At 76.2% G+C, this 24374-nt stretch carries 25 protein-coding genes; 15 read left to right on the top strand and 10 right to left on the bottom strand.

The window, feature by feature from the left end:
- Positions 1 to 4: 4 nt before the first annotated feature.
- Complete coding sequence (locus C2142_RS01185) at positions 5 to 526, bottom strand: hypothetical protein (protein ID WP_148642102.1); 522 nt, start codon at positions 524 to 526, stop codon at positions 5 to 7.
- A gap of 74 nt (positions 527 to 600) precedes the next feature.
- Positions 601 to 1659 carry an NAD(P)-dependent oxidoreductase gene (locus C2142_RS01180; protein WP_148640648.1) on the bottom strand — a complete coding sequence of 353 codons (1059 nt, stop codon included), beginning with the start codon at positions 1657 to 1659 and terminating at the stop codon, positions 601 to 603.
- A gap of 100 nt (positions 1660 to 1759) precedes the next feature.
- On the opposite strand from C2142_RS01180, the gene C2142_RS01175 reads away from it, so the two are divergent.
- Positions 1760 to 2182, top strand: a complete 423-nt coding sequence (locus C2142_RS01175; RefSeq protein WP_148640647.1) for a GNAT family N-acetyltransferase — start codon at positions 1760 to 1762, stop codon at positions 2180 to 2182.
- A 165-nt stretch (positions 2183 to 2347) separates the two neighbouring features.
- Here the strand turns inward: C2142_RS01175 and C2142_RS01170 are convergent, their stop codons facing one another.
- From C2142_RS01170 to C2142_RS01155, 5 genes are all read right to left on the bottom strand, one after another.
- Positions 2348 to 2728 carry a hypothetical protein gene (locus C2142_RS01170; RefSeq protein ID WP_241002304.1) on the bottom strand — a complete coding sequence of 127 codons (381 nt, stop codon included), beginning with the start codon at positions 2726 to 2728 and terminating at the stop codon, positions 2348 to 2350.
- Positions 2729 to 2826: 98 nt separating this feature from the next.
- Entirely contained in the window at positions 2827 to 3939 is a 1113-nt protein-coding gene (locus C2142_RS01165) for an AI-2E family transporter (RefSeq protein WP_241003098.1), read from the bottom strand.
- 166 nt (positions 3940 to 4105) lie between these two features.
- A complete protein-coding gene (locus C2142_RS41385; protein ID WP_277347210.1) occupies positions 4106 to 4228 on the bottom strand; it encodes a hypothetical protein in 123 nt (40 codons plus the stop codon).
- Complete coding sequence (locus C2142_RS01160) at positions 4225 to 4647, bottom strand: hypothetical protein (protein WP_148640645.1); 423 nt, start codon at positions 4645 to 4647, stop codon at positions 4225 to 4227. Before C2142_RS01160 ends, C2142_RS41385 begins: the two co-directional genes overlap by 4 nt.
- Positions 4648 to 4945: 298 nt before the next feature.
- Positions 4946 to 5155 carry a hypothetical protein gene (locus tag C2142_RS01155; RefSeq protein ID WP_148640644.1) on the bottom strand — a complete coding sequence of 70 codons (210 nt, stop codon included), beginning with the start codon at positions 5153 to 5155 and terminating at the stop codon, positions 4946 to 4948.
- 484 nt (positions 5156 to 5639) lie between these two features.
- On the opposite strand from C2142_RS01155, the gene C2142_RS01150 reads away from it, so the two are divergent.
- The 11 genes from C2142_RS01150 to C2142_RS01100 all read left to right on the top strand — a co-directional run bounded on the left by C2142_RS01150 (position 5640) and on the right by C2142_RS01100 (position 21569).
- Complete coding sequence (locus C2142_RS01150; protein ID WP_148640643.1) at positions 5640 to 6086, top strand: STAS domain-containing protein; 447 nt, start codon at positions 5640 to 5642, stop codon at positions 6084 to 6086.
- Between the two features lie 10 nt (positions 6087 to 6096).
- Positions 6097 to 6642, top strand: a complete 546-nt coding sequence (locus C2142_RS01145; RefSeq protein ID WP_148640642.1) for an ATP-binding protein — start codon at positions 6097 to 6099, stop codon at positions 6640 to 6642.
- Between the two features lie 538 nt (positions 6643 to 7180).
- The gene (locus tag C2142_RS01140; RefSeq protein ID WP_241002303.1) at positions 7181 to 8122 is read left to right on the top strand and encodes a SigB/SigF/SigG family RNA polymerase sigma factor; all 942 of its coding nucleotides are present in this window, start codon (positions 7181 to 7183) and stop codon (positions 8120 to 8122) included.
- Between the two features lie 369 nt (positions 8123 to 8491).
- The gene (locus tag C2142_RS01135) at positions 8492 to 12610 is read left to right on the top strand and encodes a HAMP domain-containing protein (RefSeq protein ID WP_148640641.1); all 4119 of its coding nucleotides are present in this window, start codon (positions 8492 to 8494) and stop codon (positions 12608 to 12610) included.
- The gene (locus tag C2142_RS01130) at positions 12607 to 14910 is read left to right on the top strand and encodes a SpoIIE family protein phosphatase (RefSeq protein WP_148640640.1); all 2304 of its coding nucleotides are present in this window, start codon (positions 12607 to 12609) and stop codon (positions 14908 to 14910) included. The genes C2142_RS01135 and C2142_RS01130 overlap by 4 nt, the downstream gene beginning before the upstream one ends.
- Positions 14911 to 15235: 325 nt before the next feature.
- The gene (locus C2142_RS01125) at positions 15236 to 15724 is read left to right on the top strand and encodes an ATP-binding protein (RefSeq protein WP_162002374.1); all 489 of its coding nucleotides are present in this window, start codon (positions 15236 to 15238) and stop codon (positions 15722 to 15724) included.
- A 267-nt stretch (positions 15725 to 15991) separates the two neighbouring features.
- Positions 15992 to 17149 carry a hypothetical protein gene (locus C2142_RS01120; protein ID WP_148640638.1) on the top strand — a complete coding sequence of 386 codons (1158 nt, stop codon included), beginning with the start codon at positions 15992 to 15994 and terminating at the stop codon, positions 17147 to 17149.
- A 283-nt stretch (positions 17150 to 17432) separates the two neighbouring features.
- A complete protein-coding gene (locus C2142_RS01115) occupies positions 17433 to 17756 on the top strand; it encodes an STAS domain-containing protein (RefSeq protein WP_241003097.1) in 324 nt (107 codons plus the stop codon).
- Positions 17749 to 20205 (top strand): SpoIIE family protein phosphatase, encoded by a 2457-nt coding sequence (locus C2142_RS01110; RefSeq protein WP_148640636.1) that lies wholly within the window; start codon positions 17749 to 17751, stop codon positions 20203 to 20205. The genes C2142_RS01115 and C2142_RS01110 overlap by 8 nt, the downstream gene beginning before the upstream one ends.
- 66 nt (positions 20206 to 20271) lie before the next feature.
- Positions 20272 to 20577 (top strand): hypothetical protein, encoded by a 306-nt coding sequence (locus tag C2142_RS01105; RefSeq protein WP_148640635.1) that lies wholly within the window; start codon positions 20272 to 20274, stop codon positions 20575 to 20577.
- Entirely contained in the window at positions 20574 to 21569 is a 996-nt protein-coding gene (locus C2142_RS01100) for an iron-containing redox enzyme family protein (protein WP_148640634.1), read from the top strand. Before C2142_RS01105 ends, C2142_RS01100 begins: the two co-directional genes overlap by 4 nt.
- Here C2142_RS01100 and C2142_RS01095 read toward each other — a convergent pair.
- The 3 genes from C2142_RS01095 to C2142_RS01085 all read right to left on the bottom strand — a co-directional run bounded on the left by C2142_RS01095 (position 21543) and on the right by C2142_RS01085 (position 22956).
- Positions 21543 to 21779 carry a CDGSH iron-sulfur domain-containing protein gene (locus tag C2142_RS01095; protein WP_148640633.1) on the bottom strand — a complete coding sequence of 79 codons (237 nt, stop codon included), beginning with the start codon at positions 21777 to 21779 and terminating at the stop codon, positions 21543 to 21545. The genes C2142_RS01100 and C2142_RS01095 overlap by 27 nt on opposite strands.
- Positions 21763 to 22428: a HemK2/MTQ2 family protein methyltransferase gene (locus C2142_RS01090; protein ID WP_148640632.1), complete on the bottom strand. Its 666-nt coding sequence runs from the start codon at positions 22426 to 22428 to the stop codon at positions 21763 to 21765. Before C2142_RS01090 ends, C2142_RS01095 begins: the two co-directional genes overlap by 17 nt.
- A gap of 234 nt (positions 22429 to 22662) precedes the next feature.
- Positions 22663 to 22956 (bottom strand): helix-turn-helix domain-containing protein, encoded by a 294-nt coding sequence (locus tag C2142_RS01085; protein ID WP_148640631.1) that lies wholly within the window; start codon positions 22954 to 22956, stop codon positions 22663 to 22665.
- A gap of 124 nt (positions 22957 to 23080) precedes the next feature.
- Between C2142_RS01085 and C2142_RS01080 the strand changes: the two genes are divergently transcribed.
- The 3 genes from C2142_RS01080 to C2142_RS01070 all read left to right on the top strand — a co-directional run bounded on the left by C2142_RS01080 (position 23081) and on the right by C2142_RS01070 (position 24351).
- Positions 23081 to 23401: a hypothetical protein gene (locus C2142_RS01080; RefSeq protein ID WP_162002371.1), complete on the top strand. Its 321-nt coding sequence runs from the start codon at positions 23081 to 23083 to the stop codon at positions 23399 to 23401.
- A gap of 35 nt (positions 23402 to 23436) precedes the next feature.
- Positions 23437 to 23823, top strand: a complete 387-nt coding sequence (locus C2142_RS01075; protein WP_162002370.1) for an STAS domain-containing protein — start codon at positions 23437 to 23439, stop codon at positions 23821 to 23823.
- 69 nt (positions 23824 to 23892) lie between these two features.
- Positions 23893 to 24351, top strand: a complete 459-nt coding sequence (locus tag C2142_RS01070; protein WP_148640629.1) for an ATP-binding protein — start codon at positions 23893 to 23895, stop codon at positions 24349 to 24351.
- Positions 24352 to 24374: the final 23 nt, after the last annotated feature.

Here is a 24374-nt window from a genome sequence, read left to right as displayed (position 1 = left end):
CGGGCTACCGGACCGGGCCGCACTCGTCGACGAGCACGGTGGGTTCGGTCAGGAACAGGCCGGGGCCGGCCGGGCCGTACGCGATGTTGAAGGTGTCCAGCCAGTAGGACCAGTCCCGTACGCCCGCCGCGCTGGAGAAGCGGTAGTTGAGCTGCCACCGGACCCACTGCCCGGGTGCGAGCCGCACGGCCGGCGGGCGCCGCGCGCGCGGCGGAAGGCCGTACAACGGTTCCACCGGGGGCAGCACCCGCAACCGGCCGTCGGCCTCGCGCAGCCCGAGCGCGCCGGGCGGGAGGACCTCCCACCCCTCCCGCGGTGCGAAGCCGTCCGCCTCGCCCATGCGCACCAGGTGCACCAGGTGCGCCAGGTGTGCCGGGTGCACCGACGGCATCGACGGCGAAGGCGCGGACAGCGTCGAGGGCTGCGACGGCACCGCGAAGCCGGCCGCTGCGGCGTTCCGGCGAGCTGCCGCCGGCCCGCCCCGCGACCGCTTCGTCCAGGACGTCCTCACCCACTGGACCGTGATCCCCGCGCCCCGCCCGGTCCCGGCGCCCCGTCCGGTCCCCGCACCCCGCCCAGTGCCCTCGGGGAGCCGGGCCGTCACGCGGTCGCCACCGGAACGCCGTCCGGGCGGCCCGCGAGCAGGGCGGCGAGGTGGTCCGCGCAGCGGAGGGCGGCGGTGGCCATCGCGCTCCGCGTCATCCCGGCGATGTGCGGGGTGAGCAGCGCGTTCGGCAGGCCGGCGAGCGGTGAGGCGAAGGCGGCGTGCTCGTGCTCGAACGTGTCGACGGCGGCGGCCGCGAGCGGGTGGGCGGGGTCGCGGAGGGCGTCGGCCAGGGCCTGCTCGTCGACGATGCCGCCGCGGGCGGTGTTGAGCAGGACCGAGCCGGGCCGCATCCGTTCCAGCTCGGCCCGGCCGATCAGCCCGCGGGTCTGCGGGGTGAGCGGCAGGTGCAGGGAGACGACGTCGCTGCCGGCCAGGAGCGTGCGGAGGGAGTCGGCGGCGCGCACCGGGGCCCCGGCCGGGCGGCGGGAGAACGCCTGGACGTCCATGCCGAGGGCCCCGGCCCGCGTGGCCAGGGCCAGACCGGTCCGGCCCAGGCCGACGATGCCGAGGGTGAGCTCGGAGAGTTCCACCGCCGGCGCCGCCGGTGTGCGCCAACTTCCCCGGTGGGCGGCCTCGTTGTGGGCGGGAAGGTCGCGGCTCAGGGCGAGGAGCTGGGCCAGGGCGAACTCGGCGACCGCGTTCGCGTTGGACCCCGGCGTGTGCGTGACGGCGACGCCGTGGCGGGCGGTGGCCGCGAGGTCGACGTGGTCGGTGCCGGCCCCGGCCCGGCCGATCGCCCGGAGCCGGCGGGCGAGACGGGGGTCGGTCGCCGTCGCCAGGAAGGCGGCGCGCATCGGCACCCCGCCACGGGACTTGACGGCGTCGTAGCCGAGGCCGCCCCGGACGGTCGCGGCGAGCAGCGCCGGTTCGTCGAAGGCGTCGAAGTCGGCGAACTCGACCCGGCCGGCCCAGGCGGCCCGCGCCGCAGAGCTGTCGGTCACCCGTCGGAGGTTGAGGGTGACGGCGAGCCCGTGGTCGAGCAGCCGCGCCAGCTCCCGGTCGAGCAGCCCGCCGGGGGCCGCGTCCAGCAGCAGGATCCGGGGCTGTGACACGGACTTTCCTTTCGGGACGGCCGGAGCGTCGCGGCATCCGTCGCGACGCGGGATCCCGGGCCGTGGGGCACCCGGAGCCACCCACCCTATGATGTAAGGTATGAATGACGCTAATGACTCTTACGAGCTTCGGTCGGGCGTGCCCGACGTCGACACCTTCCGCCACCTCCGCACCGCCTCCGGCATGAGCGACCGCCCCGCCGCCGCGGTGGCCGCCGGGCTGCCGCGGACCTGGTACGGCGTGACCGTGCACACCGGGGACGGCGCGACCGTCGGCATGGGGCGGATCGTCGGCGACGGCGGCATGGTCTTCCAGATCGCCGACGTCTGCGTCCTGCCCGCCCATCAGGGCCGGGGTCTCGGAGGGCGGATCATGGCGGGCCTGGTCGCCGAGCTGGAGCGCCGTGCCGTGCCGGGCGCGTACGTCTCGCTCATCGCCGACGGCGACGCCCACCGCCTCTACGCCAAGCACGGCTTCGTCGGGACGGCCCCGCACTCGGTGGGCATGCACCGCCTGGTCTGACCCCGCCCCCGGCCTCGGTGCCCGTGCCCGCCCCGGCGAGCGGGCCGAGCGGGCCGGAGCGCCCGGGCCGGGCGGGCGGCTGCGCGGGAAGTCGGCCCGCCCGACTTCCTGTGCAGCGCCCTCTGCGCTGAGCCCCGGTCCCGCTCCCCGGATCCGGCGGTCGGCTCAGGACGGCCGGATCCCGTGTCCCAGGGCGCGCCCCACCGCGATGTGGGCCAGCCAGGCCAACCCGAAGGTGAACGGCGCGGCGATGTCGTCGGCCGGGCCCGGGACGGCGGAGCAGACCGCCATGACGGCGACCGGCGCCCAGACCCGGAGCAGCAGGTGTCGAACGGCCGCCGAGCCCGGTGCCGCCCTGGTCAGGGAGGGGACGAGGAGCCCGAGCACGGCGCACGGGACGGTGGCCCCGGTGTGCTTCACCGCCTCGAACACCGTCCAGGTGAGCAGGAGGAGCCCGAGCACGCCCCAGGCGGACCGGGCGCTCCAGACGGACCGGGCGGCCCGGTCGGCCGGACTCGTCACGACGGCGGCGGTCTCACGTGCCATGGCGTCCTTCCCCGGTCTGTGCAGCCGCGGCTGCCGTCGTCGTCTGACGGAACGTTACCCCGCCCGGCGAAGCGCCGGGACCGCCCCGCGCCCCGCCCTTACGGGGCTGCCCGTCCGGTGGGCCGGGGCCGGGACCGCGGCCGGGCCCCGGTCCCGTGGTCGCGGAGCTCGCCGGTCACCGCCCACGCGACCGACACCACCGGCACGGCCACCACCGCGCCCAGCACCCCGCCCAGCACGGCGCCACCGGTCACCGACAGGGCGACCACCACCGGGTGGAGCCGCACCGACCAGCCGAGGACCAGCGGGTGCAGCAGATGGCCCTCGATCTGGCCGATGACCACGATCAGCCCGAGCACCAGCAGGGCGACCACCGGGCCGCGCGCGGCCAGGGCGACCAGCGAGGCGATGGCCAGCGCGATGGGGGAGCCGATCAGGGGGACGAGTGCGGCGACGAACTCCAGGACGACCAGGGGGAGCACCAGCGGCACCCCCAGCAGGGCGAGGGCGATGCCGACCAGGACGGCGTTGGTCGATGCCACGATGAGCACGCCGCGGGTGTAGCCGGCGAAGGTCTGCCAGGCGGCGCGGCCCGCCCGGCCCCAGACCGGCCGGGCGCGGGCGGGAAGCTGGTGCTCGGCCCAGGACCACATGCGGTCGCCGGAGTGGAGGAAGAACACCGAGCAGAACACCGCGAGCGCGGCCGCGGTGACCACCTCGACGGCCCGGCCCGCGCCGCTGATGGCGGTGCTGATCAGTGTCGACCGGTGGGCGGCGACGAACTCGCCGAGCTTCGCCCGGAAGTCGGTGACGGTGCCCGCGTGGAGGTGGAAGGGCGCGCCGGTCAGCCAGCGGTCGAGCCGGCCCAGGCCGCCGTGCAGTTCGCGGCCCAGGCCGGTCCACTCGTCGGCGACGGTCGTGCCGACGAACGCCAGGATCCCGCCGACCAGGGCGATCGAGGCCAGGAAGGCCAGCAGGACGGCCAGCGAGCGGGGCACCAGCCGGTCCAGGAGATCGACGACCGGCCGCAGCACGGAGGTGATGACCAGGGCCAGGAACACCGCGACGACCGGCAGTTCGAGCCGGGTGAGGACGAGGACGAGGAGGAAGGCCGCCACGCCGAGCAGGACCAGTCGCCAGGTGTACCCGGCGACGGTCCGCAGCCCGGGCGGGACGCCGTCCCCGGACGGCGCGGGCCGGGCCGGGGGCATGGGCACACGCGGCCGTCGCCTGCCGGGCGGCCGGGGCCGCCGGGCCGGTTCACCGGTGTTCATCCGCACGGGCGGCCTTTCTGCGATCGGGGTCCGGTTCGGGCTGCGACATCCCGCGGCTACCCGGCGGGTCGGGGTGGAAACCGTGGGCGAGACGGTGCGCCGGTCACAGCCGCGCGGCCATCGCCGCCAGCAGCGCCGCCAGGCCGACGGCGAGCCGCGCCACGTAGTCGCCGGGCAGCCCGGAGTGCAGGCGGCGCAGCGGCAGGACGGCGGCGCGGACCGTCAAGGCGTCCCGGCCGTGCCCGGCCGCGGCGTGTTGGTCGAGGGCGGCGCCGCGCCGGGCGAGGCCGATTTCCCCGGTCGGGGCGTCGAGCAGGCCGGTGCCGCGCAGGAGGACGCAGGGGCGGGCCGGACGCTGCGGAACGTGCCGCACCGGTGGCGGGCGGACGCGACGGCGACGGCGAGGGCGAGCCGGGCGGTGTCGCCGAGGAGGGGCTGCGGGAAGGCCGGGAGTGCCTGCGCCCGGTGCGCCGTACCGCCCACAGCGGCGCCGGACGCGCGCCGGACCACGACCGCGCCGTCGCGACCGCCCGCGCCGAGGCAGCCGCCGCCGGCCATCTCCAGCGGGCTCACCCTACTGATCGGCAGGGCGCTCGACAGCGGCAACAGCCCCCACCAGAGCAGGAGTTCGACTGTGGTGCGCATTCATCCCCTGTTCGCCCCGGGCCCCGTTCGCCCCGGGCCCCGACCGCGCCGGGCGCCCGGCCCGCCCTCGCGGCGAGCGGCCCCATGTGTACCTTCCGGAGGGTGGCCGCGTCCCGGACGCAACGCCGCCGCGCCCGGGATGGCCCCCGCGGACCACTCGTTCGCCGCACGCCCGCACCGGCCGCTGTGATCATCGGCCCGGCGCCGCACCGGCGGAGGTCGACCGGACGCGGCCCGGAGGCGGCCCGAGGGCCGGTCGTCCACGGCGCGCGGGCCGGGTGTCCGGAACCCCGCCGGGTCAGGCCGCCGAGGTGGTGAGCGCGGCGAGTTCGCCGACGACGGCGGTGAGCCGGCCGCACCGGCGGAGGGTGAGGCGCCGGCGGGCGGCGCCGGTGCCGAGGCGGTGCAGACGGGCCAGTCCGGACCGTACGGCGGCGAGGTCACCCGCGGCGGTGAGGCCGGGAGTCGCGTACTCGACGAGCTGCTCGGCCAGTGCGGACATCGGCACGCGGCGGCCGGTGGCCGGGTCGACGCCCTCGCCGGACAGGCCGAGGCGGGCGGCTCACCAGTGGGCGGCGCCGAGCAGACCGGCGGGCACGGGGGGCGGCCGCCGTCCGGCGTTGACGTAGCCGAGGTAGGTGACCACGGTGCGGGGGTTCGGATGTGCACGGAACGTCATGGACGGCGTCTTGCCGGGCGGGCGGGCGCCGCCGAAACGTCGCCGTCCGGACCCGGGGCGGTCTGCGGCGGCGTCCACGTGGTCGGCTCGCGCGCGTGCCTTCCGGACGTGCCTTCCGGACGTGCCCTCCGGCGTGTGTGACCGCCGCCGGACCGGACAGACGCGGGGCATGGAGGACGAGGAGTACGTGGCGGGCCCGGTCCCGCCCGGGCCGGCGGTACCACCGGCCCCGGTCGTCCGTGCGGCCCGCCGCGCCGCGCGGCATGATGGTCGGGACGGTACGACGCCGTCCCGAGCGGACCGGGAGCCCACCATGCCGCGGCCAGCCGAGCACCCCTCCGACCGCGACGGCGAGGGGGACGAGGAACGCGGCGGTCTGCACGTCGTCACGGGCCGGGAGGGGGCGACCCGGGTCGTCACCGTCACCGGCGAGCTGGACCACGACACGGGTGACGTGCTGCGCAGGGCGCTGGCCCTGCCCGCGGACGAGGGGCCGGAGGACGAGGGGCTGGAGCGGATCGTCGTCGACCTCACCGGTCTGCGGTTCTGCGACTCGACGGGGCTGAACATCCTGTTGCGCACCCGGCTCGACGCCGAGACGGCCGGGCTCCGGATGGAGTTGGCCGGCCCGCGTCCAGTGGTCGCCAGACTGTTCGCGCTCACCGGAGTCGACGGCGTGCTGCGGATCCACCCGGACCTCGGCGCCGCGCTGCGGGCTCCCCGCCCGGTGGCGGACGCTCCTCCCTCCGACGGCGACTGAGGAGCACCGGATGAAGCGCCCGTGGGAAGGCCCGCTCCCGGAACCCGACCGGACCCGACGGCTCCGGCTGGAGGATGCCGAGGGCGCCGTGCAGCGCTGCCGGGACTTCAGCCGCCAGGCGTTGGCGGCCTGGCACTGGCTACCCGGCGAGGACGCGGCGCAACAGGACGGCGAGCAACAGGACGAGGAGCAACCGGACAAGGAGCGACAAGAGGACGACGAGCAGCGGGCCGTGACGCAGGACGTCCTGCTGATGGTGTCGGAGCTGGTCACCAACGCGTGCCTGCACGCCCCGGGCGGCCCGCGCGAGCTGCGGTTGAGCTGGAACGGCGAACGGCTGCGGGTCGAGGTCGCGGACGCCAGCCCGGTGCCGCCGCGGCTGCGTCCGCACGCCGACCCCGGCCGGCCGGGCGGGCACGGCCTGCGGGTGGTGGACCGGCTGGCCCGGGCCTGGGGCTCGTTGCCGGAGGGCACGGGCAAGCAGGTGTGGCTGGAGGTGCCGTCCCCGCTCGACCACCGCGTCGCCCGGATCGACCACCGCGTCCGCCGGCACTGACGTCCGCCGGCCCCGATCCGGGCGGGCGGCGGTCACGGACCCGGGCGTCCGCCGGCACCGGGCCGACGGCCGCCCCGGGCGGCGGCGGTCACGCCTGTCCGGGATGCGGTTCGGGCAGTGGTGCCGGGTCCGGGTCCGGGAAGGGCTCCGGGCGCGGGAACGGGGGGATCGGCGGCGGGGCGGGCCGGGGCCCTTCGCCCGGCCCCGGTGCGGGGTACGGGTGCGGGATCGGCTCGGTGTCCGGGTCGGGGGGAACGGGGACGGTCATCGTGGCACCTTCCTCGGGTCACTGCCCGGCGGCGTCTACCCGGAGCAGGGGCAGCAAATCATGACAGATCGGGATGAAACCGGATGTTGCGGGTAGGACACCACCGGAGCGGTCACGGCGACCAGCCCGACGCTCCCCGCACCCGCAGGTGCCACCGGGACCGTCGCTTGAAGCAGCCGGGCAGAGGTTCTCGGGAAAGAAGCCCACGGCACGTGAACGGTCCGTTCGCGGTGCCGGGGCCGTTCGCCCCGATGCCCAGGAGAAGCCACCGTGTCCACCCCCGTCCCCGTGCAAACCGGCCACCGGACCGACCGGGCGGCCGTGCCGCCGTCCGGCCTCCCGCCCGACCTGCCCCCGCGTCCCAGCGATGCGGAGCTGCGCACCATGGGCAAGTCCGAGGCACGCGAGCTCAGCGACGCGCTGTTCGAGCGGCTGGCCGGCCTCGCCCGCGAGACCCACGCCTACAGCTACGTGCGCGGCACCGTCATCGAACTCAACATGCCGCTGGTCCGCTTCATCGCCGCCCGGTTCCGGCACCGGGCCGAGGACATGGAGGACATCCTGCAGGTCGGCACCATCGGCCTGATCAAGGCCGTCGACGGCTACGACCCGGCGCGCGGCGTCGAGTTCATCACCTACGCCATCCCCACCATCGCCGGTGAGATCAAGCGTTTCTTCCGCGACACCTCGTGGCCGGTCCGGGTGCCGCGCAGCATGCAGGAGCTGTACCTGAAGGTGGCCCGCGGGTCGGACCGGCTGGAGCAGGAACTCGGCCGCCTCCCGCACCCCGAGGAGATCGCCGAGGACCTGGACCTGACGGTGGAACAGGTCCTTGAGGGGCTGGTCGCCGGCCGGGTGTACCGGCCCAACTCGCTGGACGCGCTGCGCGACCAGGACAGCGACGAGAGCGGGAGCGCCCTGCTCGACCGACTCGGCGGCTGCGACGAGAACTTCGAACTCGCCGATTTCCGCACCGCGGTGCGCCCGCTGCTGGGCCGGCTGCCGCGGCGCGAGCAGACCGTGCTCAAGCTCCGGTTCTGGGACGGCTGGACGCAGTCCGAGATCGCCGCCCGGATCGGCGTCTCCCAGATGCACGTCTCCCGGCTGCTCACCGCCACCCTCGCCCGGCTGCGCGAGGAGCTGGACGACCGGGACTCCCCGGGCTGGGCCGACGGGCCGCAGGCACCGGCCGGCGCCGGGACGCCGGGCTGAACTCCCCTCCCGCCGGGCGTTGCCGGCCCCCGCAGCGGACTGCCGCGCTGCTGCGGGGGCCGCCGCCCGCGGATCGAGCGGCTGCTCTTCGACGCACCCTCGACCCCGCCGGGGGCACCGTCACCCCGGGGGCCGGCGGCGCCCCGGGCTTCGGGACTGGTGCCCGCCGCCGGTTCACGCCGCCGGGTGCCGGATGGCGTGGCCCCCCACCGGAGGCCGGCCCGCCCGCCCGGCGCGGGGTCGCGGGCCTGGGCCTGCCGTGTCCGGCCGACGGGTGGCACAGTGGGAGCAGGGCGGCGCCCGCCGCCCGACGACCCGGAGCGCGCCGCCCGGCGCCCCCGGGTGCGGCCGATCCGGACGGTGGGACGGATGGACGACCAGGCGGTGTCCGGCGCGCAGCCGGCGGACCCGGCCGAGCAGGGCCTGCGACAGCTGCTCGCCGGGCTGACGGCGGTGCGCGACGGCGACTTCGGGACCAGGCTCACCCCCGACCGGCCCGGCCTGCTCGGCGAGATCGCCACGGTGTTCAACGGCATGGCGGACCAGCTGTCCCGGGTCACCTCGGAGGTGACCCGGGTGGCGCGGGAGGTCGGTACCGAGGGTCGGCTCGGCGGCCAGGCCCGGGTGCCGGGGTCGGCCGGGACGTGGCTGGAGCTCACCGACTCGGTCAACGCGATGGCCGGGAACCTCACCTGGCAGGTGCGCAACATCGCGCAGGTGACCACGGCGGTGGCCCGCGGGGACCTCACCCAGAAGATCGAGGTGGACGCGCGCGGCGAGATCCTGGAGCTGAAGAACACCGTCAACACGATGGTGGACCAGCTCGGGTCCTTCGCGGCGGAGGTGACCCGGGTGGCGCGGGAGGTCGGTACCGAGGGGCGGCTCGGCGGCCAGGCCCGGGTACCCGGGGTGGCCGGTACCTGGCGCGACCTGACCGACTCGGTGAACTCCATGGCCGGCAACCTGACCGGCCAGGTCCGCGCCATCGCCCACGTCGCCACGGCGGTCGCCGAGGGCGACCTCACCCAGAAGATCTCGGTCACCGCGCGGGGCGAGGTCCTGGAGCTGAAGACGACCATCAACACGATGGTGGACCAGCTGGGCTCCTTCGCGGCGGAGGTGACCCGGGTGGCGCGGGAGGTCGGTACCGAGGGGCGGCTCGGCGGCCAGGCCGACGTGCGGGACGTCTCGGGGACGTGGCGCGACCTCACCGAGTCCGTCAACGTCATGGCCGACAACCTCACCGCCCAGGTCCGCTCGATCGCGGAGGTGACCACGGCGGTCGCCGAGGGCGACCTCACCCAGAAGATCCGGGTGGACGCGCGCGGCGAGATCCTGGAGCTCAAGGAGACCATCAACACGATGGTCGACCAGCTGTCCGCCTTCGCCGACGAGGTTACGCGGGTGGCCCGCGAGGTCGGCACGGCAGGCAACCTGGGCGGCCAGGCCACCGTCCGGGGTGTCTCCGGCACCTGGAAGGACCTCACGGACAACGTCAACGTGATGGCCTCCAACCTGACCGGGCAGGTCCGCTCGATCGCCCAGGTGGCCACGGCCGTGGCCAGGGGCGACCTCTCCCAGAAGATCACTGTCGAGGCCAAGGGCGAGGTCGCGGCCCTCGCCGGAGTGATCAACACCATGGTCGACACGCTCTCCGCCTTCGCGGACGAGGTGACCCGGGTGGCCCGGGAGGTCGGCACTGAGGGCATACTCGGCGGCCAGGCGCTCGTCCCGAACGTCGCCGGGACGTGGAAGGACCTCACCGACAACGTCAACTCCATGGCGAACAACCTCACCAACCAGGTCCGCAACATCGCCCAGGTCACCACGGCGGTCGCCAACGGCGACCTCACCCGCAAGATCGACGTCGACGCGCGCGGCGAGATCCTGGAGCTGAAGACCACCATCAACACCATGGTCGACCAGCTGGGCTCCTTCGCCGCCGAGGTGACCCGGGTGGCGCGCGAGGTCGGCAGCGAGGGCCGGCTCGGCGGCCAGGCGGAGGTCGAGGGCGTCTCCGGCACCTGGAAGCGGCTCACCGAGAACGTCAACGGACTGGCCGGCAACCTCACCCGGCAGGTCCGCGCGATCGCCGAGGTGGCCAGCGCCGTCGCCGCCGGCGACCTCACCCGCTCGATCACCGTCGACGCCTCCGGCGAGGTCGCCGACCTCAAGGACAACATCAACGCGATGGTCGGGTCGCTGCGCGACACCACGCTCGCCAACCAGGAGCAGGACTGGCTGAAGACCAACCTCGCCGGCTTCTCCGCCGCCATCCAGGGCCGCCGCGACATCCAGGCCGTCGCCGACATGATCACGGACGAGCTGACGCCCCTGGTCGGCGCCCAGTACGGCGCCTTCTACCTCGTCCGGGAGCCCGAGGACGGCACCGAGCCCGAACTCGCCCGCATCAGCACCTACGGCAGGTCGCCCGCCGACCCGCCGCAGAAGCGGGTGCGCCTCGGGGAGACCCTGGTCGGGCAGGCCGCCCGCAGCCGCCGCACGATCGTCGTGGACGACCTGCCGCCCGGCTACGCGACGATCGCCTCCGGCGCCGGGGCCGCGGACGCCCGCTCGCTGGTGCTCCTGCCGATCGCCCTGGAGGAGTGGCTGATCGGCGTGCTGGAGTTCGCCTCCGTCCATCCGTTCAGCCAGGTCCACCGGGACTTCCTGGCCCAGTTCGCCGAATCCTGCGGCGTCAACATCGGCACCCTGCTCGCCAACGCCCGCACCGACGAACTGCTCGGCGAGTCCCAGCGACTCACCGCCGAACTCCAGGACCGCTCCGAGGAGTTGCAGAACGGGCAGGAGGAGCTCCGGCGCTCCAACGCGGAGCTGGAGGAGAAGGCCGCGCTGCTGGCCGAGCGCAACCGGGACATCGAGGCCAAGAACCTGGAGATCGAACAGGCCCGCCAGGAGCTGGAGGAACGGGCCCGCCAGCTCACCCTCGCGTCGATGTACAAGTCCGAGTTCCTGGCCAACATGAGCCACGAGCTGCGCACCCCGCTGAACAGCCTGCTCATCCTCGCCCAGCTGCTGGCGCAGAACGCCGCCGGCAACCTGACCCCCAAGCAGGTCGAGTACGCCGGCGTCATCCACTCCGCCGGAGCCGACCTGCTCCAGCTCATCAACGACATCCTCGACCTCTCCAAGGTCGAGGCCGGGAAGATGGAGCTGACCCCCGAACCCTTCGCCGTCCAGGAGCTGTTGCAGTACGTCGAGTCCACCTTCCGGCCGCTCGCCGACCAGCGGGGCCTCGCCTTCGAGACCACCCTGGACCCGGCGGCACCGGCCGAACTCGTCACCGACCAGGACAGGTTGCGCCAGGTGCTGCGCAACCTCCTCTCCAACGCCGTCAAGTTCACCGACAGCGGCCGGGTCGAGCTACGGATCGAGCGCGTGACGGAGCCGGACCTGCCGGCCGAACTCGCCCGCACCGCCGAGGCGGTGGCCTTCCACGTCGAGGACACCGGCATCGGCATCGACGCCGCCCACCTGGACACCATCTTCGGGGCCTTCCAGCAGGCCGACGGCACCACCAGCAGGCGGTTCGGCGGCACCGGCCTCGGCCTGTCGATCAGCCGCGAGCTCGCCCGGCTGCTCGGCGGCACCATCACCGTCCGCTCCGCCAGCGGCCGGGGCAGCCGCTTCACCCTCTACCTGCCGCTCGGCGCGCCCGGACGCCCCGAGGGCCGGCCGGCGGTCGAACCGCAGGTCCTCGTGGTCGAACCCGACCCGCCGGCCCTGCTCACCCTGCTCACCCGCACCGCGGTGGAAGCCCTGGGGACGCCGGAACCGCCGGTGACGGTCCACAGCACCGGCGACGAGGCCGGACTGCGGAGCGCCCTCGCCGCCGGCCCCTACCGCTGCGTCGTGTGCGACCTCACCGGCTCCGCCGAACTCGCGCCCGGACTGCTCGCGGCCCTGGGCGACCGGACGCCCGTGCTCGGCTACGAGGGCAACGGCGCCACGGAACCCTCCGCCATCGTCGTCGGAGGCATCGAAATCACCCACGGGCTGGACGACCTGCGGGAACGGGTGATCCGCCTGCTCGGCGGCCGCCCCGCCGCCCCAGCCCCCGCCCCGGCCCCCGCGCCCGTCGACGAAGAGCTCGCCGGACGCACCGTCCTGATCGTCGACGACGACATCCGCAACGTCTTCGCGCTCGCCGCCGCCCTGGAACAGCGCGGCCTGACCGTCCTGCACGCCGCCGACGGACGCGCCTGCCTCGACATGCTGGGCGGCCACCCCGAGACCAGCCTCGTCCTGATGGACGTGATGATGCCCGGCCTCGACGGCTACGCCGCGATCGCCGCGATCCGCGCCGACGAGCGCTTCGCCCGGCTGCCGGTCATCACCGTCACCGCCAAGGCGATGCCCGGGGACGAGGGCAAGAGCCTCGCCGCCGGCGCCGACGACCACGTCACCAAGCCCGTCGACATCGGCCTGCTGCTCGACCGGATGCGGCACTGGCTGGAGTCCTCATGACGGCCGGGCCTGGCCCCGAGGCCGACACCGCCCGGGCCCTTGCCGCCGTGGTGCGCCGACTCCAGCGCACCGCCGCCCGCACCCGGGCCGAGGAGCGCAACCGCTCCCTGGCCGACCTCGCCACCGGCGTCCTCGCCGAACGCCTCGGCGTCCCGCCCGTCGAGGCCGCGGCCGAGCTCGCCCGGCTCGCGCGTCGGGCCGGGGTCCCGGCCGTGACCCTGGCCGCCGACATCGTCGGGCGGCCCGACGGCACAGTCGGCGTGCCTGGCGTGCCCGACGTACCCGACGTACCCGGCGCACCCGGCGCACCCGCGCCTGAACGCGCCGCCGTCCCCGTCCCCGCCCCCGGCCTCGCCGTGACCCCCGACCTGCAACACGCGGCCGAGGCCGTGCTCGACCATGCCCGGGCGGCGTCGGGTGCCCGGGCCGTCGCCGTCTGGCGGTGGCTGCCGGACGGCGCGCTCGAACTCGCCGCGCACGCCGGACTGCCCGCCGCCGAGGCCACCGCCTGGAGCCGGGTCCCGCCGGGCGTGGGCACCCCGGCCGAGCGGGTCCGGTCCTCAGGGGCGGAGCTCTGGCCGGGCGACCGGGCGGCGTCCGCCCCCTCCGTCGCGGCCGGCTCCGCCCGTGCCGTCCTGCCGTTGCGCGACGCCGGCCGGTGCCACGGCGCCCTGGAGGTCGTCTGGCCCGCCCCCGGGCCGTCCCTCGCCCCGGCCGAACGTCGTTCACTGCGCGGCCTCGCCGGCCTCTGCGCAACCCTCCTCGACACGGCGGACCCGCCCCCGCCCCCCGACGAACACCAGGCGGCGGTCCTCGACGGGCTGCTCAGCCCCGCCCTGCTGCTCGAACCGGCCCTCCGGGACGGCCGTGTCACCGACTTCACGATCGTCCGCGCCGGCGAGGGATTCCCGGATCCGCTCGGCCGGCCCGGGAGCTCGCTGGAAGGCGCCTCATTCCTGGAGACCTACCCGGCGGCCGGCGCCGGCGGCCTCTTCGAGCGGCTGCTCCGTGTCCACGAATCCGGTGAGGCGCTGCCCGCCGAACGCGTGCGGCTGGTCTTCCGCGACGGTGAGCGGGCCCTGCCCGCCACCGTCCTGCTCGCCGCCGCCCCGCTCGGTGGTCGGCTGCTGGTCAGCTGGCAGCTGGAGATGCGGGCCGACGAGGGGGAGCAGGCGGCCCTGCTGCGCCAGGCCCAGCGGCTCGCCCGTGTCGCCGGCTTCGAGGAGTACCCGGCCGCCGGCCGGATCCTGTGGAGCGACGGCCTGGCAGAGTTGTACGGCCTGCCGGCCGACAGCGCCCCCGTCCCGTTCCTCCACCTGGCCCGGTACGCCCACCGCGACGACCAGGCCGCCGTCCGCAGGCTGGTCGACACCGTCCAGCACCGCCACCGCACCTCCTCCGCGGTCTTTCGGCTGGCCCGCCCGGACGGCACGCACCGCTACACCCGCGTCGTCGCCGAGCCCGTCCTCGACGACGACGGCCGGCTGACCGGCATCCGCGGCGCCTACCACGACGTGTCCGCCCAGCACCGCACCGAGATCGCGCTCGGCGCCACCCGGGAACGCCTCGCCGACTCCGAGCAGGAGGCCGCGGTCAGCGAGCAGCTCGCCCTCCGCCTCCAGCAGGCGATCCTGCCGCCCGCGCCGCCCCCGCTCGGCGCGTCCGGCCTGCGCGCCGCCGTCCGGTACCGCCCGGCCGCCAGGCGCGACCGGGTCGGCGGCGACTGGTACGACGTCCTCGTGCTGCCCGACAAGCGGGTGCTGCTCGCCGTCGGCGACGTCGCCGGCCACGGCGTCGAGGCGGCCACCGGCATGGTCGCGCTCCGGCACACGCTGCGCGGCCTCGCCGTCACCGGCGCGGGGCCGGGCCGGCTGCTGGAATGGGCCAACACCGCCGCGATGCGCGACCCCGGGCAGGTCACCGCCACCGTCGTCTGCGTGGTCTTCGACCCGGCCGGCGGCGAACTGCGGTGGGCCCGAGCCGGTCACCTGCCCCCCGTCCGGCTCGGCCCCGACGGCGCGGAGGTGCTGCCGCTGCCCCGCGGCGTGCTGCTCGGCGCCGTCGAGGAGGCCGCGTACGAGGAGCAGACCGCCCACCTGGCCCCGGGCGAGGTCCTGCTGCTCTACACCGACGGCCTGGTCGAGCGCCGGGACCGCTCGGTCGAGGAGTCCGTGGACCAGCTGATCCGCTCCGCCGGTGCCCCCGGCCCGGACCTGGAGCGCTACCTGGACCGCCTGCTGGAACTCAGCCCGGCCGACACCGACGACGACACCTGCCTGATCGCCGTCCAGGCCGAGTGAGCCGGCCGGCGGTGGGGCCGCTCCGGTCGCCCCCATCGGCGGGCCCCGCACGTTCCGGTGGCGGCCGGCGTTAGCGGTCCGCCCGCCGGGGTAGGCGCGAGCCCTGGGTCCGGACCGGACGGCCGGGCCCGTGGAACCCGTGGGGGCGCGGAGGCGTCCCGGCGGGAGCCGCGGGCCGCCGACCAGACCGGACGGGCTGCCGGTACGCCGGCCGGGGCCCGCCCGCAACGGCGCACCGGGCCCCATGTCGGGCACTGAGCTTCGAGCACCGACCCACGAGCGACGAGAACGTGTCGCACCGAACTCGACCGGGAGGACCGATGGCATGACCGGAGCCCGGCTGTCGCCGACGAACAAGCCGTCACGGGGCGGCGGAGCCCCGACGTGGGCGCGGCGGCTGCCCCTGTCGCGCAGGCCCGGCGCGGTCGGCGAGGCCCGCGCCTTCACCGCCGCCGTCCTCGCCGACGTACCCGATCCGATGGTGGTCGCGGACGCGGTGCTGTTGGTGTCGGAGCTCGTCACCAACGCCTGCCGGCACGCCGACGGCCCGGAGTCGCTGCTGCTCGCCCGCGGCCCGCGGGTGCTGCGGATCGAGGTCACCGACGGCAATCCGCACCCGCCGAGGCCCCGGCCGCTGTACCGCGCGGACGAGACGGGTGGCTTCGGGCTGTTCCTGCTGAGCAACGTCGCCTTCTCCTGGGGCTGGCGACCCCGGTCGGCGGGCAAGGCCGTCTGGTGCGAACTGCGACTGCCCGAGCGCCGCACCGACCGGCCCCCGCGGCAGCCGTCCACCGTCGGGCGGCCGCCGCGCTGAGCACCCGCGCTCGGAGACCGCCGGCCGCGTGAACCCGGCCCGCTCCGCGGGACGGGCCTGTCCGACCAACCGGGCGGGGCCGGACTCCTCGCAGGACAGGAAGGAGCCGAACGCGGTCAGGGCAGCCTCGGTTCGTCGCAGGGATCCTCGCCGGAGCGGCTGACCGGGCCGCAGGCGGCGAAACCTCATGCGCGGGCAGCCCCCGGGGTGTCCGCCCGCCGCCGCGGGGTAGGCGCACGGGCGACCCACCGAAACGGGGAGTCAGCCATGCAACTCGCCTCTCTCGCTCCACTGCTCGAACGGCCCGGTCCCTGGGCCTCCGTCTACCTCGACACCTCCCACGCCACCGAGGACGCGGCGCAGCGCCGCGCACTGATCGACCGCGCCGCGGTGCACCGGCTCGCCGACCTCGGCGTCGACGGGCCCACCCGCGGCGCCGTCGGCGAGTACCTCGCCGGCCTGCCGGCCGCCGGTTCCCCGCCCGGTCGGGCGCTGTTCGCCGCGGACGGCGCGGTGGCGCTCGACGCCCCGCTCAGCGCCTCCCCGCCGGACGTCGCCGCCACCTGGGGGCCGCTGCCGCACACCGCCCCGCTGCTCGCCCTGCTGGACGACACGGCGGCCGGCTGCCTGATCGCCGCCGTCGACCGCACCGGCGCCGAACTGGAGCTGCGCGCGCTCGGCCGCAACACGCCGGCCGGCACCGTCGAAGGGCCGCAGCGGCAGGCCCGGGGCCACCGGGCCCCGCCCGCCGACCGTCGCGAGTGGCACTACCGCCACCGCCGCGAGGACACCTGGGAGCGCACGGCGGGCATCATCGCCGACCACATCGCCCGGGTCTGGCCCGACAGCGGCGCCTGCCTGCTCGTCCTCACCGGCGACGTCGGCGAGCGCCGGGCGGTCCATCACCGGCTGCCGCAGGGCCTCCGGGCGGTCACCACCGAGGTCGACGGCGGCGGGCGGGCCGGCGGCATCGCGCACGAGGTCTTCGACCGGCGCCTGGACGAGGCCTGGGAAGACCACCGGCGCCGACACCTCGACGCCGTCCTGGACGACTTCCACGCGGGCCTCGGCCGTCCCGGTGAGCACGCCACGGACGGCGGCGGCACCGAGACCGCGCCCGGCGCCGCCGCCCAGGGCGTCCCCGCCGTGGTGAGCGCCGCACAGCAGCACCGGCTCGCCACCCTCCTGGTCCAGGCGGGCCGTCACGATCCGGACCGCCCGGTGTGGACCGGGCCGCGGGCCGACCACATCGGTGTCGACCGGGCCACCGTCCGCAGCATGGGCGTGGACGACCCGCGCCTGGCGCCGGCCGCCGATGCCCTGCTGCGCTGCGCGGTCGCGGCCGGAGCGGACGCCGTGCTCGTCCCCGACACCGCCCCGGGACCGGCCGGCGGCCTCGGCGCCGTGCTGCGCTGGCCCGCCTGACGGCGACGGCGGCTGCGAGGGTCCCGCCGTGTCCGGGAAGGAGGTCGTGTCCGGAGGCAGACGGCGCCCGTGCGCCGCCGGAGCTGGTGGACGTCCTGCGGTGCGCCCTGGCCGACTTCTGGGAACGGGGTCGGACCATCGAGCTGCTCCGACGGTCGATGGCGTTCGCCGCCCCGTGCTTCGTCACGCTCGTCCCCCCACGGCGGTTCGCACCCGGCGCCGTCCACGACCTAGCCTTGAGGAGGCCCCGAACCATGGGGCCACGGTGTCGAGGGTGACCGAGATGAAGGACTTTCCCGAGGTCAACGGCTGGACGGTGGTCCCGCTCAGCGGGGACCTCGACGACTTCGCGGCGACGGAGGTCCGGCGGCTGCTCCACTTCCTGGTGGACGGCGGGGCGGTCCGTCTGGTCGTCGACCTCGCCGCCGTCGGCTTCATCGACTCGACCGGCCTCAACGTCCTGCTCGGCGCGGCCCGGCGGGCCCGGGACGGGAACGGCGCCCTGCGGTTGGCCGGCGCCGGCCCGAGGGTCCGGGACCTGATCGACCTCACCGGGGTGGCGGCGCTGCTGCCGCTCTACCCCGACACGGCGGCGGCCTGTGTCTGAACCCGCCGGTGACAGCTCCGGCACGTCCGCCCGCACCGGGGAGACGGCCGTGCTGCGGGAGGCCGTGGACCGGCTGCGCGCCGAGGCCGACGGGCTGCGCCGCGCGATGCGCAGCCGCGGGGTGATCGAGCAGGCCAAGGGCATGCTCACCGAACGGCTCGGCTGCACGCCGGACGAGGCCTTCGGCCATCTCGTCCAGCTCTCCCAGGACACCAACCGCAAGCTGGCGGACATCGCCGCCGGCCTGGTGGGCATCGCGGCCCCGCTGGAGGGCGACACCGCGGTCGACGAGGACCTCCCGGTCCCCGGCCCCGTCACGGCGCCGGCCGCCGTCCCGCCGCGGCTGCAGGACCCGCACCCGCCCGTGCCGGCCCCGCCCGCTGCGGCGCGCCTGACACCGGTGCCGGGTCTGGCCGCCCGGTACCACCTGGCCGCCTCGGCACTCGCCGGTGCGGACACCCCCGAGGAGCTGGCCCGGCTGTTGCACGAGGTCGCGCTCGCGCCGCTGGGCGTCCTCGCCGTGGTGCTCGGCCTGCTGGAACCGGACGGAGCCCTGGCCCTGGTCGGGAGCCACGGGGTGGAGCCGCGCCGGATCAGCCAGTGGCGCCGGATCCCGCCGGAGACCGGGGTGCCGCTGGTCGCGGCGGCGCACGGCGGAGGCATGGTCTGGGAGTTCGACCCCGACCGGCCCGGGGAGCGCCCGCCCGACACCGGCCGGATCGTGCCGGGCCGGATCGCCTGCGCCGTGCCGCTGCGCCGCGGCGACCGGATCGTCGGGGCGATGAGCCTCGGATGGGAGGGGCGGGCCGACCGGGCCCGCGCGGCCAGCCGTTACGTCGACGCGCTCGCGAACCTGGCGGCCGGGCACCTCCTGCGGGTGGGCGCCGCCGGCGACGGCGGGCCGGGACTGGAGGTCCCGGGCGGCGAGTACTGGTTCCGCGCGGTCCTCGACGCCATGTACGCGCCGGTGCTGGTGCTCTCGGCCGTCCGCCGGGGCGTCGACGGCGGGTCGATCACCGACCTGCGGGTCGGCTACGCCAACGCCGCCGCCGGCCCGGGCCCGGCGGAGGGCCGGCGGCTCAGCGAGCTCCACCCCGGGCTGGTGGCCTCCGGCGCGTTCGAACGGATCCTGGGCGCTGCCGCCGACGGCGTCCCGTACGAGGGCTGGACCACGGACTTCACCCGGCCGGACACCGGGGCCGCCGGAAGGCTGAGCCTGCGGGCGGTGCCCTTCCTCGACGGGGTCCTGCTCACCTGGCGGCACCGGGGCGGCGCGGCCGAGCGGGCGGCGCGGCTCGGTGAGGCACACCGGCTGGCCGGCCTCGGCAGTTTCTGGTGGTCCGCCGGCTCGCCCGGCCTCGAACTCTCCGAGGAGGCGCTGCGGATGCTCGGCCTGGACCCTGGCCGGGCCGGCGCCACGCCCGCGGAGGTCCTGGCGTGCGTCGCCCCCGCGGACCGCCCCGCCGTCCGGCTGCTCGCCCGCCGCCTGCTCGCGGGGCAGCGGAACGCCACCCTGGAGGTCGCCGTCGGCACGACCGGTGCCGGGCCGCGCACCGTCCGGGTCACCGCGGAGGCGCTGACCGCCCCGGCCGGCGGCCCCGCGCGGACCGTCCGCGGCGTCGTCCAGGACGTCACCGCCTGGCACCGCACCGAGCAGGCCCTGACGGCGGCCAGGGCCCGGCTCGCCGAGCAGCGGCGCCGCGCCGGAGCCGAACACCGGATGACGCGGGCCCTGCAGAGCGCGCTGATGCCGACGCCCACCGGGCCCGACCCGTCGGCCTCCGGCCTCGACCACGCGGCCCGGTACCTGCCCGCCGGGGAGCAGCCCCGGGTGGGCGGCGACTGGTACGACCTGCTGCCGCTGCCCGACGGCACGGTCCTGCTCGCCGTCGGCGACGTCAGCGGCCACGGCGTGGCGGCCGCCGTGGGCATGGCCGAACTCCGGCACGCCCTGCGCGGCCTGTGCTACACCGGTGCCGGCCCGGCGGCGGTCCTCGGGCGGCTCAACACCATGCTCTGCCACCAGGGCAGCCGCCACATCGCGAGCGTCCTGTGCGGCCTGCTCGACCCGGCCGCCCGCGCACTCGTCTGGAGCGCCGCCGGGCACCCGCCGCCGGCGGTGCTGCGCGCCGGCACCGCCGCCCTCGCGCAGGGCCCGGCCGGCACCGTGCTCGGGGCCGACCGCGCCACCGCCTACCGCGACGCCGAGCTGGCGCTCCGGCCCGGCGACACCGTGCTGCTGTGGACCGACGGCCTGCTCAACCGCCGCGAGGGCGGCTCGGGCCGCCCGGAACCACTCCTGCGGGCCGCCGAGGAGTGCGGCGCGACCGCACTCGCGGACTGCCTCGACCACATCGTCGCCGGCCTCGGCGGCCCCAACCCCGCGGACGACAGCTGCCTGCTGGCCGTGCGCCTGCCCCCGGCCGTCGAGCCGGGTCCCGGGCGTTAGCCGGGGCGGATCCGGGGAAGCCGCTCCGGCGAACGGGGGACGGGCCACCGCGAGGAGGCGGTCAGGATGGACCGGCAGGAACGGGCGGCGCTGCTCCGGATCGACGGCGGACTCCGCAGGGACCACGAACTGGACGCCGTGCTGCGCAGGTCCGGCCTCGGACTGCGCAGCCGGGCCCGGGACGTCGTGTCCGGGCTCCGGCCCCGCCCGGTGCTGCTGTCGGGGCTGCTCTCACCGGGCCTGCTGGTGGCGGGCCTGCGGACCTCGGTGGCGGCCGTGTTCTGGGCCTTCGCCTGCTGCTGGGCCCTGACGCCGGGTATCGCCTTCGTGGTGCTGTGCGCCGGCACCGAGGGCCGCCGGAGCGGGCGGTGAGACGGCTCCCGGCCCCGCGGGGGCCGCAGTCGGAGGCCGTGCTGGGCCTGGTGACCGCCGGACCGCCCGGCGCCGGCCGCCTCCGCGCGCGGCCCGGCCCGTGCACCGATCCGTGGGGCGAGGACCACCAGCTCGCCCTCCACCTCTGCTACGAGCTCCACGACCGCGGCCTGCCCGGGGTCCACCCCGACTGGGAGTGGGAGCCCGAACTCCTCTACTTCCGGGGAGAGTTGGAGCGTCCCTTCCTGGCGGCGGTGCGCGCCGACGCAGCCCCGGTGCGGCCCCTGCCGGAGGCGCTGGAACGGCTGCTGGCCGAGCCCGCCGACGGGAGCGGGCCGTCCCACTTCCTCCTGGCCGAGGGCGAGCGCCGGCACGCCCGCGAGTACCTCGTGCACCGCTCCGTCTACCACCTCAAGGAGGCCGACCCGCAGCTGTGGATGCTGCCGCGCATCCACGGCCCCGCCCAGGCGGTCCTGATGACGGTGGCGTACGACGAGTACGGCGCCGGGCGCCCCGACCGCGCCCACTGCCTGCTCTTCGCCCGGATGATGGCCGACTTCGGCCTCGACCCCGGGTACGGGCACTACCTCGACCTGGTCCCGGCGCCCGCGCTGGCGGTGGTCAACCTGATGACCCTCCTCGGACTCCACCGCTCCCTGCGCGGCGCCGCCGTCGGGCACTTCGCCGCCCTGGAGATCACCTCCTCGCCGGCCTCCGCCCGCCTCGCCACCGCGCTGGAACGCCTCGGCGCCGGACCGGACGGCACCCTGTTCTACCGTGAGCACGTCGAGGCGGACGCCGTCCACGAACAACTGGTCCGCCGTGGCGTGATCGAGGAACTGGCCGTCCAGGAACCCGGGTTGGAACCCGACATCGCGTTCGGCATCGCGGCCGCCGAAGTCGTGGACGACCGGTTCGCCGACCACCTGCTCGGCCACTGGCGCACCGGCCGGACCTCGCTGCGTTCACCCCTGCCGCCCGGGCCGGGCTGAGCTCCGGTCCGCACGGGCGCGCCGCCGGTGGCTGGTGTCGCAGAACGGGTAGCGCCGGCTGCGCCGGCAGGCGCACAGCGCCACCACCGGGCGGTCGGCGACGCGCACCGTGCCGTTCGGCAGGACGACCTCCACCGGGCCCTCGACGAGCAACGGCCCGCCGGGCACGACGACCACCCTGGTCGCGGCCCGGTCACTCGTCCCGGACACCGCGCACCACCGTCAGCTCCTCCTCGCGCTCGCCGGGACCGATCAGGCCCCGCCGCTCGAACAGAGCCGCGCGCGCCGTCATCACCGGCCCGAAGGCCTGCCGCCGCCGGGCCACCACCGCCGCCCGCAGGCCGGCCGCGCGCAACGCCGCCAGCGAGGCGTGGACGTCCGAGAGCGAGGACTGCACGAAGAGCAGCACCCCGCCGGCCGCCAGGAGCCGTGGGGCCTCGCGGCAGATCCGGTCCAGCAGCAGCCGCCCGTCCGGCCCGGCGTCCCAGGCCAGCGCCGCTCCGCGCCCCGGAGTCGCTCCGGGGCGGGGGTCTTCGGCGGTCGGAACGTACGGGGGGTTGGCCGTGATGAGGTCGAACCGCCGGCCGGCCACCGGGCGGGCGAGGTCACCGCGGCGAAGCCGGATCCGGTGCAGGCGCAGCCGTGAGTTCAGCCAGGCGGCCACGACGGCCCTGGCGGACAGGTCCACGGCCGTGACCCGGGCCCCGGCCGCCGCGGCGGCGAGCGCCACGGCGCCGGTCCCGGTGCCGAGGTCGAGCACCCGGCTGGAACCGTCCAGTTCCTCACGGCGCACGCACGCGACGAGGAGATCGGTGTCCCCCTGGGGCGGATAGACGCCCGGCGGTCTGATCAGCAGCATGCCGGGCGGCTGCCCGGATCACCGCGCCTCACACCTGACCGGGCGCGCGGGACGGCACCCGGTCCGGCACGGGACGGGTGGAAGGGCGGCGGGCCGGGGCGGTTACGGCGCAGCGGAGCGGCAGACGCGCGGTCGGCCGGGATGGGCCCGGCCACTGGAAACCGCCCGGTGACCGGGGCCGCCGGCTGCGCGCCACGCGCCGTGGAGCCCGGGTCCCGGCAGCCGGGTGCCCGGTCAGTGCAGCAGGACGGACAGCAGCTCGGCGAGGCTGGGGCCGCTGTCGGCGGGGTGACGCAGCTGCTTGCCGGCGATGACGTGGTAGTGGTTGCTGCGGCCGGTGCGCTCGTGGGTGAGGTAGCCGGCCTCTTCGAGGTCGGCGATGATGCGCTGGACCGCGCGTTCGGTCAGCAGGCAGCTCGTGGCGATGTCGCGGACCCGGATACCCGGGTCGCGCGCGATCTGGACCAGCACGCGGGCGTGGTTGGTCAGGAAGGTCCACCGCCGCGCCGCCGCTGTGTTGTTCTCCACGACCCCAGGATACGACCGCCGATTCACGGTGCCGAAAGCACGACATAAAATTCACGCAAACCTTGACATATGCGGCATCCGGGCGAACCCTTGATAAGGCACCGGCGATCCGGGAGGTGGCCCCGTGACAGAGCTGACCCGCGAGAGGCTCAACGGACTGTCCGATTTCCTGTTCGACAGGATCGGGCGGCCCTGCGAGGAAGGGGCCGACGCCGGCGGAGTGGAGTCCATGCGCCGCACCGTCAGGCACGCCGTCACCGGCATCGACGCCTACCTGGCGGCGACCGAGGCCGGCAGCGCCATCGCGGTCCACCTGCGGGACCAGGCCGCCGAGCTCTGGGAGAGCTTGGAGGGCATCGCCGAGAGTTGGGCGTACGCCCCCGGGCCCGGGACCGCCGCCGGTCTGCCGACGGCGGAGCGGGCCGCCGCAGACACGGTGACCTGAGCCTACGACCAGGACCGGACGCAGAGGAGACACCGGTGCCCGACAGTTTCACGACCGGTACCGTCAGCGTGGGAGCCGCTCTGGTGTGCTCCCTGGCCGGTGACGTGACGATGGACAGCGAGCCGGCCGCCGCGCAGGCCCTGGGTGCCGCGCTCGACCAGAAGCCCTCCGTTCTCGCCGTCGACCTCTCGGGCGTGGACCTGTTCACCTCCAGCGGCCTCAACCTTCTCCTGGCCCTGCGCCGACGGGCCCTTGACGAGGGCGTCCCGCTGGTCCTGGTCGCGCCGGCCCCGATGGTGCGCCGGGTCCTGGAGCTCACCGAGGCCGCTGCGCTGTTCCCCGTCCACGCCACCGCCGAGGAGGCCGCCGCCCACCACGACGTACCGGTATCCGGCGACGTACCGGTATCCGGCGAGGGCTGAACACATAACCCGGCCGTACCGGGGCACACGCCCGGGCGAGAGACGCCTCCCGACAGGCCGGTTTCCACCATGTGCCCCTTCACCGCCCCAGCGGCCTTCCACCGCCACCGCCGTCTGGCTCTGGACTCCGGGGGCCCCTGCCCGGTCCGTGGCGGCCTCGCCTTCGTCCGTGAGGCCCTCCGCAGCTGGCATCTCGCCGACTCACCGCCGACGACGGACGACATCGTCCTGGTGGCCGCGGAGCTCCTCAGCAACGCCGTCCGCCACGGCGGCGGCCCCCGCGATCTCGACCTCACCCGGCACGGCGACCGCCTGCGCGTCCGGGTCACCGATCGCAGCCCCGAACCGCCCCGCCTCGGCACGCGCCGGCCAGGGCAGATCGGTGGCCACGGCCTGGTCATCGTGGACCGCCTCGCGGTGCGCTGGGGCTGCTACCCGGACGGCGGCGGCAAGGCGGTCTGGGCGGATCTGCCGCTACCGCCCGAACGCAGGTCCCCGCCCCCGCCGAGGCTGCCTCCGCCGCGCTGATCAGCGGCGCGGGCGCAGTGCCG

Origin of the sequence: Streptomyces sp. CB01881, from assembly GCF_002953255.1 — a bacterium.
GTDB lineage: Bacteria > Actinomycetota > Actinomycetes > Streptomycetales > Streptomycetaceae > Kitasatospora.
This window is presented reverse-complemented; position numbering and strand designations above follow the sequence as displayed.

Coding starts and splice junctions, on each gene's coding strand:
- C2142_RS01175 (WP_148640647.1), top strand. CDS start 1,760: ATGAATGACGCTAATGACTCTTACGAGCTTCGGTCGGGCGTGCCCGAC.
- C2142_RS01170 (WP_241002304.1), bottom strand. CDS start 2,728: ATGGCACGTGAGACCGCCGCCGTCGTGACGAGTCCGGCCGACCGGGCC.
- C2142_RS01165 (WP_241003098.1), bottom strand. CDS start 3,939: ATGCCCCCGGCCCGGCCCGCGCCGTCCGGGGACGGCGTCCCGCCCGGG.
- C2142_RS01160 (WP_148640645.1), bottom strand. CDS start 4,647: ATGCGCACCACAGTCGAACTCCTGCTCTGGTGGGGGCTGTTGCCGCTG.
- C2142_RS01150 (WP_148640643.1), top strand. CDS start 5,640: ATGCCGCGGCCAGCCGAGCACCCCTCCGACCGCGACGGCGAGGGGGAC.
- C2142_RS01145 (WP_148640642.1), top strand. CDS start 6,097: ATGAAGCGCCCGTGGGAAGGCCCGCTCCCGGAACCCGACCGGACCCGA.
- C2142_RS01135 (WP_148640641.1), top strand. CDS start 8,492: ATGGACGACCAGGCGGTGTCCGGCGCGCAGCCGGCGGACCCGGCCGAG.
- C2142_RS01130 (WP_148640640.1), top strand. CDS start 12,607: ATGACGGCCGGGCCTGGCCCCGAGGCCGACACCGCCCGGGCCCTTGCC.
- C2142_RS01125 (WP_162002374.1), top strand. CDS start 15,236: ATGACCGGAGCCCGGCTGTCGCCGACGAACAAGCCGTCACGGGGCGGC.
- C2142_RS01120 (WP_148640638.1), top strand. CDS start 15,992: ATGCAACTCGCCTCTCTCGCTCCACTGCTCGAACGGCCCGGTCCCTGG.
- C2142_RS01115 (WP_241003097.1), top strand. CDS start 17,433: ATGAAGGACTTTCCCGAGGTCAACGGCTGGACGGTGGTCCCGCTCAGC.
- C2142_RS01105 (WP_148640635.1), top strand. CDS start 20,272: ATGGACCGGCAGGAACGGGCGGCGCTGCTCCGGATCGACGGCGGACTC.
- C2142_RS01090 (WP_148640632.1), bottom strand. CDS start 22,428: ATGCTGCTGATCAGACCGCCGGGCGTCTATCCGCCCCAGGGGGACACC.
- C2142_RS01070 (WP_148640629.1), top strand. CDS start 23,893: ATGTGCCCCTTCACCGCCCCAGCGGCCTTCCACCGCCACCGCCGTCTG.